This is a genomic window from Pseudarthrobacter sp. MDT1-56, assembly GCF_059383555.1.
The window spans coordinates 1-7798 of sequence record NZ_JBWZCK010000027.1; the positions used below are offsets into that span (position 1 = coordinate 1).

Here is a 7798-nt window from a genome sequence, read left to right on the forward strand (position 1 = left end):
CGGCCTGCTGAACAAAACCTTCAACACCGACGCCGTGAAAGCCGACATGCTCGTCGGCATCGCCAAGATCACCGTCAACACCAAGTAACACCCACCAGGAATACCTGCCGGATGCATGGTCTGCACCGGCGGGAAGTGCCACGGCTCCTTCCTTGGGGTCCGTGGCACTTTTCTGCTCGCGTACCGTTGGGAATCCGGGGCGAAGCGCCGCTGCGGAACCATAGCTTTGAGAGGCGTTTTACATGACTGTAGCCATGGTTGATGTCGTTCTGCCGTGTTTGAATGAGCGCGGCGCCCTGCCGTGGGTGCTTTCGCGCCTGCCGGAAGGGTACCGGGCCATCGTTGTCGATAACGGTTCTACGGACGGTTCCGCCGAGCTCGCGGCGAGCCTGGGGGCACTCGTGATTCATGAGGGCCGCCAGGGGTTTGGAGCGGCCGCCCATGCCGGCCTGCTCGCAGCGACTGCGGAGTTCGTCGCGTTCTGCGATTGCGACGGCTCACTCGACCCGGCCCAGCTGCCGGGGCTGGTCGACCCGGTCGTCAGCGGAACGGCAGATCTGGTGCTGGGCAGTCGCCAGCCGCAGCGCGGATCCTGGCCCGTGCATGCCCGGATCGCCAACGGCGTCCTGGCGTGGCGGCTCCGGCGCCTGACCGGGGAACGCGTGACCGATCTTGGACCGATGCGGGCAGCACGACGCGTTGAGTTGCTGTCCCTCGGGCTCGAGGACCGGCGCAGCGGCTACCCGCTGGAGATGTTCCTGAAGGCAAGCCTGCGCCAGTGGAGGATCCTGGAGATGCCCGTCCCCTATGCCCCCCGCACCGGTAAGTCCAAGGTGACCGGAACGGTGCGCGGAACGGTGACGGCTGTACGGGATATGTCCGCCCAGCTCAAGGCTGCCGCGGCGGCTGCATCTTCCGGACCGGTCCGGAAGACTCCCGGCAGCGAATGACTGTTATGAGCAAGAGCTTGGATTTGACAGTGGCGGTCATCGCCAAAGAGTGCCTGCCGGGCCGCGTCAAGACCCGGCTGAGCCCTCCGCTGAGCCCCGAAGGGGCCGCCGCCCTGGCCCAGTTGAGCCTGAGCCGAAGCTTGGATACGGTCCGGCTCCTCCCGGCACGGCACCGGGTGCTGGTCATGGACGGGACACCGAAGGCGGCGGACGCTGAAGGGTTCACCGTCGTACCGCAGGCAACCGGGGGGCTGGATGAACGGCTCGCCGCCATCTGCGACGCCGCCACCGGTCCGCTGCTCATCATTGGCATGGACACTCCGCAGTTCTCGGCTGACCACGTCGCGCCGCTCCTTCACGACTGGTCCACGGGCGCGCCGGGTCTTGACGCCTGGATCGGCCCGGCCACGGACGGCGGGTTCTGGGCCCTCGCGCTGCGCCGCCCCGACGGGGCATTGATCCGGGGAGTGCCGATGTCGACGGACACGACCGGGGCACAGCAGCTCGCCCGCCTGTCATCGCAGGGCCTCAGTGTCGGGACGCTGGCGGAGCTGGCGGATATGGACCACTTCAGCGATGCGCTCGATATCGCCTCCGTGATACCGGGAACCGACTTCGCACACGCTGTCCTAGACGCCGCCCAGGGTATTCAGGACTCACTGATCCTTATCGGTGTCCTGCCGTGACGGCCGCCGGCGTGGCATCAGCCACCCACTTCGGTCAAGGCCACACGGAGCCCTATGCCAGGGCGCTGGCGGACGGATCCGGGACCCTGACGCTTCGTCCGGACATCGACCATGCGGCAGACCCGGTGGACTTCGACGTCCAAAGTTGGTGTGGGGAGGCAAACCTGCTCGAACGTTCGCTGCTGCAGAGCCTTCAGGGTCCGGTCCTGGACATCGGCTGCGGACCGGGCAGGCTTTTGGCTGCCGCACAGCGTTTGGGTCTTCCGGCGCTGGGGATCGATACCAGCCCGGAGGCGGTCTGCCGGGCGCGCGCCCGCGGTGCCCGGGTGCTGGAACAATCGGTGTTCGCTCCGGTACCGCAGTCCGGTCTGTGGCAATCCGTTATTTTGCTCGACGGCAACATCGGCATCGGTGGCAGCATCACGTCCCTGCTGCGCCGCTGCGGCCAGCTCATCGCCCCGCACGGGACTCTCCTGGTTGAAGTGGAGGACGATGAGGACCTGGACACCGTCTACTCCGCCGTGTTGGAGGACTCGAGCGGAAACCAGAGCGAACCGTTCCGCTGGGCCCGGACGGGAATCGTGGGTCTCGCGTCCCGGGCGCAGCGCAGCGAATGGACCGTATCTTCCGTTCAGCGGCTGCAGGGCCGCGTCTTTTGCCGGCTCTCTCCCGGCACCGGGCCAGGCAGGACCGCGGTGTGACCATCGCTGCACCTTCGCCGACGACGGACGGCCTGCAACGGCCCACGCTCAGACTGGCCGCCACGCTGACGGCGCTGGTCATGATCCTGGCGGGCTTGCTGTGGTGGATGGTTGTCCCCTATAACCCTTTCGAATCTGCACCGATTGTCGGCACCTTCCTGTCCTGGGGCGTCCTCATCGGGGCAGTCAGTCTCCTCCGGCGCGTCCCCAGACGCCGCGTGGGTGCCGTCCTTATCGCGGGCACCGTGCTGCTCGGCCTGGTTGCCGTGAGCGCGCCGCCGCGGACCAGCAACGATTCCGCCCGCTACGCCTGGGACGGGATCGTCCAAAAGGCGGGGATCTCCCCCTACTCGTATGTGCCCGTCGATGAGACCATCGCCGAGCTTCGGCCGGACTGGCTGTTCGCCCCCGGCGCCACCGGCGACGGGGGCGGGCCCGTGTGCTCCAAGGACTTGTTCGGGACGGAATCCGTCCCGGCCTTCGGTTACCCGTCGGGAAGTCCGTTGTGCACGGCCATTAACCGCCCGCACGTGCCCACCATCTATCCGCCCACTGCAGAGATCTACTTCTTTGGGGTGCGGGCCGCCGTCCCCGACTCGGTTGGATACCTTCCTTTCCAGCTCGGAGGCCTGCTCATCAGCGCGGCCGTGACGCTGATGCTGCTCGGGGCCCTGGCCCGACGCGGCCTGCCCCTTCACCTCGCCGCGGTCTGGGGCTGGAGCCCGTTCGTGCAGCTGGAGGCCGTGAATAACGCCCATGTTGATCTCCTGGGTGGTGCCCTGATCCTGGCCGCCGGACTGCTGTTGACCGGAGGCAAGTCGCTGCGCTCCGGGGTGGTGTTCGGGGCTGCCGTGGCCACGAAACTCATTCCTGTCATCGCCGCCCCTGCGTTGTTGTTCCGGCGCCCGGCCCGGTTCGTTGCCGCGGCTCTGGCAACGTTCGCCCTCCTGTACGTGCCCTATCTGGCCGCTGCCGGGGCCGGGGTCCTGGGCTTCCTTCCCGGCTACCTCAAGGAGGAGGGCTATAGCCAGAGCGGCGGGACCCGCTTCGGGCTGGCGCAACTCTTCTCCACCGGGCCCTGGCCGCCGGTGCTCAGCGCCGCGGCGCTTGCCGTTGTTGCGTTCGGTGTGCTGCGGCGGACCCGACCCGGGAATGTCTGGGAGCAGCAGACCGTCATGATCGGGCTCGCGCTGCTGATCATCAGCCCGAACTACCCCTGGTACGCGCTCATGCTGTTGCCGTTCATTGTCCTGAGCCGGCGCTGGGAATACGTCGCCGTCATCCTGGCCCTGGACACTATTTATATGCTTCCCCTCAAGGAGCCCCTCAGCCTTCCGCTGCATCAGGCCACCCTGCTTCTCGCCGCCGTCGCCGTCGCAGCCGGTGTCTGGTGGCGGCGCCGGCAGGAACTTCAGCTGGCGGCCGCCGCCGGCTTCGAGTCCCCGTCGCCGGTTGCCGCGGGGGGCAACCCCGTGACCGGCACCCCCTCCCCCACACCACGCTCCCCCTAAGGACAGGATTGCACCATGGACACAGCACTCACCGGCACGCCGCAGGCGCGCATCGGCATCATTGGCGGTTCCGGGACCTATCAACTCCCCGGAGCGGCGGTCCTGGCCAACATCGACGTTGACACCCCGTATGGGCCGCCGTCCGGTCCCGTGACTCTTGCCGACGTCGCCGGACGCACCGTGGCCTTCCTCCCCCGCCACGGCGGAGGACATTCACTGCCGCCCCAGAAGATCAACTACCGCGCCAACTTATGGGCCCTCAAGAGCCTCGGCGTCGAGGCCATCCTCTCCTCCTCGGCCGTGGGCGGCCTGCGGGAGGGCTTCGGCCCCGACACGTTCGTGGTGACGGACCAGCTCATCGACCGCACCTGGGGACGTGCGGACACCTTTTTCGACGGGACCGTCGTTGATGGCGTCCCGCCCGCCGGCGTCCAGCACCTGCCGGCCTCGGAACCGTTCTGCCCCACTCTGCGTGCGCACGTGGCTGCCGCTCTCGCCAGCCACGACATTGCCTACGTCACGCAGGGAACGGTGGTCGTGATCAACGGACCACGGTTCTCCACGAAGGCCGAGTCCGCCTGGTACGTCACCGGTGGGGCTGACATCATCAGCATGACCCAGTACCCCGAACCGCTGCTGGCCGCCGAGCTCAACATGGGTTTCGCCAATCTGGCGTTCATCACCGATTCCGACACCGGGCACGACGGCTCGGAACCGGTAACCGCCGACGCCGTCTTCACCCGGCTCAAGAGTGCCCAGAACAGTGTCCTGGCCGTTCTTGAGGCGACCGTCGCCGCCATCAGTGAGGACTACCGCGCCCGGCCGCTGATGGATCAGGAAGCGGTGCGCCGGATCATGGCGCTCCCGGCTGTCCGGGAAATGGCGGACGCCAGATGAAGATCCTCGTCACCGGAGGTGCTGGGTTCATCGGTTCCCACATCGTCGACGCCGCCCTCGCCAAGGGCTGGTCCGTGCGGGTCCTCGACGCATTGAGCCCGGACCTCCATCCCGCTCCGCCGGTCTTCGACCCGCAGGTGGAACTCTTAACCGGCGATGTCACGGACCCGGCGACGGTCGATTCGGCATTACGGGGTGTCGATACGGTCTGCCACCAGAGTGCGAAGGTCGGGCTGGGCGTCAGCTTCGCCGACGCACCGGACTACATCCGCAACAACGACTACGCCACGGCCGTCCTGCTGGCCGCCATGGAACGCCACAGCATCACCCGTCTCGTTTTGGCCTCCTCGATGGTGGTCTACGGCGAGGGCGCGTACGCCGACCCCCGGACCGGGCTTCCCGTCCGGCCCGGGCCCCGCACCGAGGCTGACCTGCGCGCCGGTATCTACGATCCCCGCGACCCGGAATCCGGGGCAGTCCTTGTCCCTGCCATGGTCACCGAGGACGCCGCCCTGGATCCCCGCAACGTTTATGCCGCCTCGAAATTGAGCCAGGAACATCTGGCCGCCTCGTGGGCCCGGAGCACCGGCGGCTCGGCCATCGCCCTGCGCTATCACAACGTCTATGGTCCAAGGATGCCCAGGGACACGCCGTACGCCGGAGTCGCGTCCTTGTTCCGTTCGGCCCTGGCCCGTGGCGAGGCGCCACGGGTGTTCGAAGACGGCGGCCAGCGGCGCAGCTTCATCCACGTCCGGGATGTCGCCGCGGCGAACATCGCCGCTACGGAGTCATTGTCCGGCGCCGGCACACCGGGGTTCCGGGCCTACAACGTCGGTGCGGACGAGGTACGCACGATCGGTGACGTCGCGGCGGCGTTGAGCACCTTCAGCGCGGGTCCTGCGCCGGTAGTGACCGGCGAGTACCGGCTCGGCGACGTCCGCCACGTCACGGCTTCCTCTGCACTGATCAATGCCGAACTTGGCTGGGCACCGTCCGTGGGCTTTGACGAAGGCATGCGTGAATTTGCTACCGCTCCCCTGCGCGGCGGACCGGTCTAACACCCGACGGAGCACTTCCCTAGAGGGACCCCGACCCTCAAGCTCCGGGGCCCGCTGTTGTGCCGTCCCACTTTTGCGCGGGCAGGTTTTCCTGGTGAATGCACCTCGTGTTGACAGCGCACCTGACCAGCCGCCCGGTCAGGGACTGATGGTCCCTGACCGGCGGGCCCGTCGTTCCAGGACAACGATGGCGGCAGCGGAGGCCAGCGCCAGGACTACCCAGAACCCCAGAAGGTTTACGGCGTAACCGGCCTCCAGGACCGTGGCCGATTGCGCCACGGACTGGGCCTTGAGCAGGATCCCCGCCAGCAGGGTCACCAGGGCGCCGGTGAGCAGGGCGCCGCGCAGGACGGCCGCGGACGGGGGCTGGAGTTTCGCGCCGGCCCGGGTCAGGCCTGCACCGGCGAGCGTGGAGAGCGGCACAATGACGCCGTCGTGGATGAGGATGGCAACGGCCATCCATGTCAGCAGGCCAATCAGCTGCGCCGGACCCAGTTGGGTGGGCAGCCCCAGCAGCCCGTAGACGAGGATGGCCACGCCCGCGACGCCGAGCGCTGCCCGGGCGGCTTTGACAGCAATGGACGTTTTCACAGGACCTCCATGCTGTGCAGCCACTTGGTCTGCAGCACTCCGGGACGGCCGGGGGCGATGATTCGGGCCGGGTAGCCGTGATCCAGGTCGAGGACCGAACCGTTGAGTTCCAGGGCCACCAGCGTCTTCTCGTCCTGGGAGTACTCAGCCGGCATGTTCATCGTGCGGTAGGCACCCTCGGGCTCCAGGCTGGTGAACCGGAGTTCAGAACCCGCAGGTGCGCCGACGGCTGCGAGGAGGTCCTGGACGCGGACGCCCCGCCAGGTAGCCATCTGACTCCACCCTTCGACGCACGCGATCGGCAGTTCGTGGCTGTGCTGGGGCAGCGCCCGGAGCTCCTCCAGGGTGAAGGACCGGCTGGAAGCACCTGAGCGGACCATGAGCGCCCAGGTCGGGGACTTCGCCAGTTCGGTCACCTTGGCATCGGCTGCGGTCCGGTTCACCGGCACCCCTTGGGGGCCGGTCCCCATCTTGCGTGGGGCGAACAGGTTGGCCGGTGCCAGCCAGGAGAACGACTGTCCCGCGGTCGTTACAACGACTGCTCCGGTCCCGGCTACGACAGCCGTCAAGAACCCCCGCCGGGACCAGCGTCCGGTACTTCCGGCCGCGGAAGAGGGTTCGACGCCGGAAGTAGCGGGGTCCTTCCCGGCTGGCCCGCCAACGGCGCGATCCCTTGACGATCGCCGGCGCCAGTGAGCGGCAATGGCGGGGAGTTTGACGGCAATGTGCAGGAGGAGCGAGCCCCAGATCACCCATGCCAGCCAGTAGTGGGTTTCGCGAAAGGGAAAAGGCCACGGATACCACTTGTAGGTATTGATCAGGCCGGTGGTCAACTGCAGCAGCGACGAGGCGATGAACAGGGCAATGGAGGCCCGCTCGAGGCCGTGTACCAGGGACTTTACCGGCGGCCACGTCAGCAGTTCCGGATAGACGGACCAGAGCTTTGCCAGCAGCAGCGGAATCGCGGCGATACCTGCCGTCACGTGCAGTCCCTGGGTGAGCTGGTAGATCCACACAGGGCTCGTGGGAAAGAACATCCACGAGGGCGGATTTTGAAGTCCGTGACTGAAAAGGCCGGTGAAAAAACAGACGGTGAAGGTGATCCCAAGCCAGCGACCCAGGACAACGGTCAGACGTGTGCTCCGCGTCGGCGAGGCAAACTTAGCCGCCAACGCCTCGGTGATCTTCTGCCCGTCAAGCTTCTGCATGTCTGGATCACTGCACCATTCCGTGGCCGCCAGGGACCACTCTAACCTCAACCCGAAACGCCACGGGCCCCCAAGGTCCGTGGCGTTCTCGGCTATTCCTGGTGGGTGTTACTTGGTGTTGACGGTGATCTTGGCGATGCCGACGAGCATGTCGGCTTTCACGGCGTCGGTGTTGAAGGTTTTGTTCAGCAGGCCG

General features: G+C 67.1%; 8 protein-coding genes. 6 read left to right on the forward strand and 2 right to left on the reverse strand.

Annotated features, from left to right (window positions below; genetic code table 11):
- Positions 1-242 precede the first annotated feature (242 nt).
- Genes AC50YC_RS19610 through AC50YC_RS19635 form a run of 6 tightly spaced genes read left to right on the forward strand, consistent with a single transcriptional unit; the run spans position 243 to position 5803 of the window.
- Entirely contained in the window at positions 243-950 is a 708-nt protein-coding gene (locus AC50YC_RS19610) for a glycosyltransferase family 2 protein (RefSeq protein WP_494954946.1), read from the forward strand.
- Positions 951-955: 5 nt separating this feature from the next.
- Positions 956-1636, forward strand: coding sequence for a TIGR04282 family arsenosugar biosynthesis glycosyltransferase (locus AC50YC_RS19615; RefSeq protein ID WP_494954947.1), 681 nt, complete (start codon positions 956-958; stop codon positions 1634-1636).
- A gap of 11 nt (positions 1637-1647) precedes the next feature.
- Complete coding sequence (locus AC50YC_RS19620) at positions 1648-2337, forward strand: class I SAM-dependent methyltransferase (protein WP_494954948.1); 690 nt, start codon at positions 1648-1650, stop codon at positions 2335-2337.
- On the forward strand, positions 2334-3848 hold the full coding sequence (locus tag AC50YC_RS19625; protein WP_494954949.1) for a glycosyltransferase 87 family protein: 1515 nt from the start codon (positions 2334-2336) through the stop codon (positions 3846-3848). The genes AC50YC_RS19620 and AC50YC_RS19625 overlap by 4 nt, the downstream gene beginning before the upstream one ends.
- Before the next feature lie 15 nt (positions 3849-3863).
- Positions 3864-4745, forward strand: coding sequence for an MTAP family purine nucleoside phosphorylase (locus AC50YC_RS19630; RefSeq protein ID WP_494954950.1), 882 nt, complete (start codon positions 3864-3866; stop codon positions 4743-4745).
- On the forward strand, positions 4742-5803 hold the full coding sequence (locus tag AC50YC_RS19635) for an NAD-dependent epimerase/dehydratase family protein (RefSeq protein ID WP_494954951.1): 1062 nt from the start codon (positions 4742-4744) through the stop codon (positions 5801-5803). Before AC50YC_RS19630 ends, AC50YC_RS19635 begins: the two co-directional genes overlap by 4 nt.
- 138 nt (positions 5804-5941) lie before the next feature.
- Here the strand turns inward: AC50YC_RS19635 and AC50YC_RS19640 are convergent, their stop codons facing one another.
- Positions 5942-6394 (reverse strand): hypothetical protein, encoded by a 453-nt coding sequence (locus AC50YC_RS19640; RefSeq protein ID WP_494954952.1) that lies wholly within the window; start codon positions 6392-6394, stop codon positions 5942-5944.
- Positions 6391-7431 (reverse strand): molybdopterin-dependent oxidoreductase, encoded by a 1041-nt coding sequence (locus tag AC50YC_RS19645; protein WP_494954953.1) that lies wholly within the window; start codon positions 7429-7431, stop codon positions 6391-6393. Before AC50YC_RS19645 ends, AC50YC_RS19640 begins: the two co-directional genes overlap by 4 nt.
- Between the last annotated feature and the right edge of the window lie 367 nt (positions 7432-7798).

Excerpts from the sequence above, each read along its gene's own strand:
- AC50YC_RS19635 (WP_494954951.1), top strand. The coding sequence starts at position 4,742 with ATGAAGATCCTCGTCACCGGAGGTGCTGGGTTCATCGGTTCCCACATC.
- AC50YC_RS19645 (WP_494954953.1), bottom strand. The coding sequence starts at position 7,431 with ATGTTCTTTCCCACGAGCCCTGTGTGGATCTACCAGCTCACCCAGGGA.
- AC50YC_RS19615 (WP_494954947.1), top strand. The coding sequence starts at position 956 with ATGAGCAAGAGCTTGGATTTGACAGTGGCGGTCATCGCCAAAGAGTGC.
- AC50YC_RS19610 (WP_494954946.1), top strand. The coding sequence starts at position 243 with ATGACTGTAGCCATGGTTGATGTCGTTCTGCCGTGTTTGAATGAGCGC.
- AC50YC_RS19630 (WP_494954950.1), top strand. The coding sequence starts at position 3,864 with ATGGACACAGCACTCACCGGCACGCCGCAGGCGCGCATCGGCATCATT.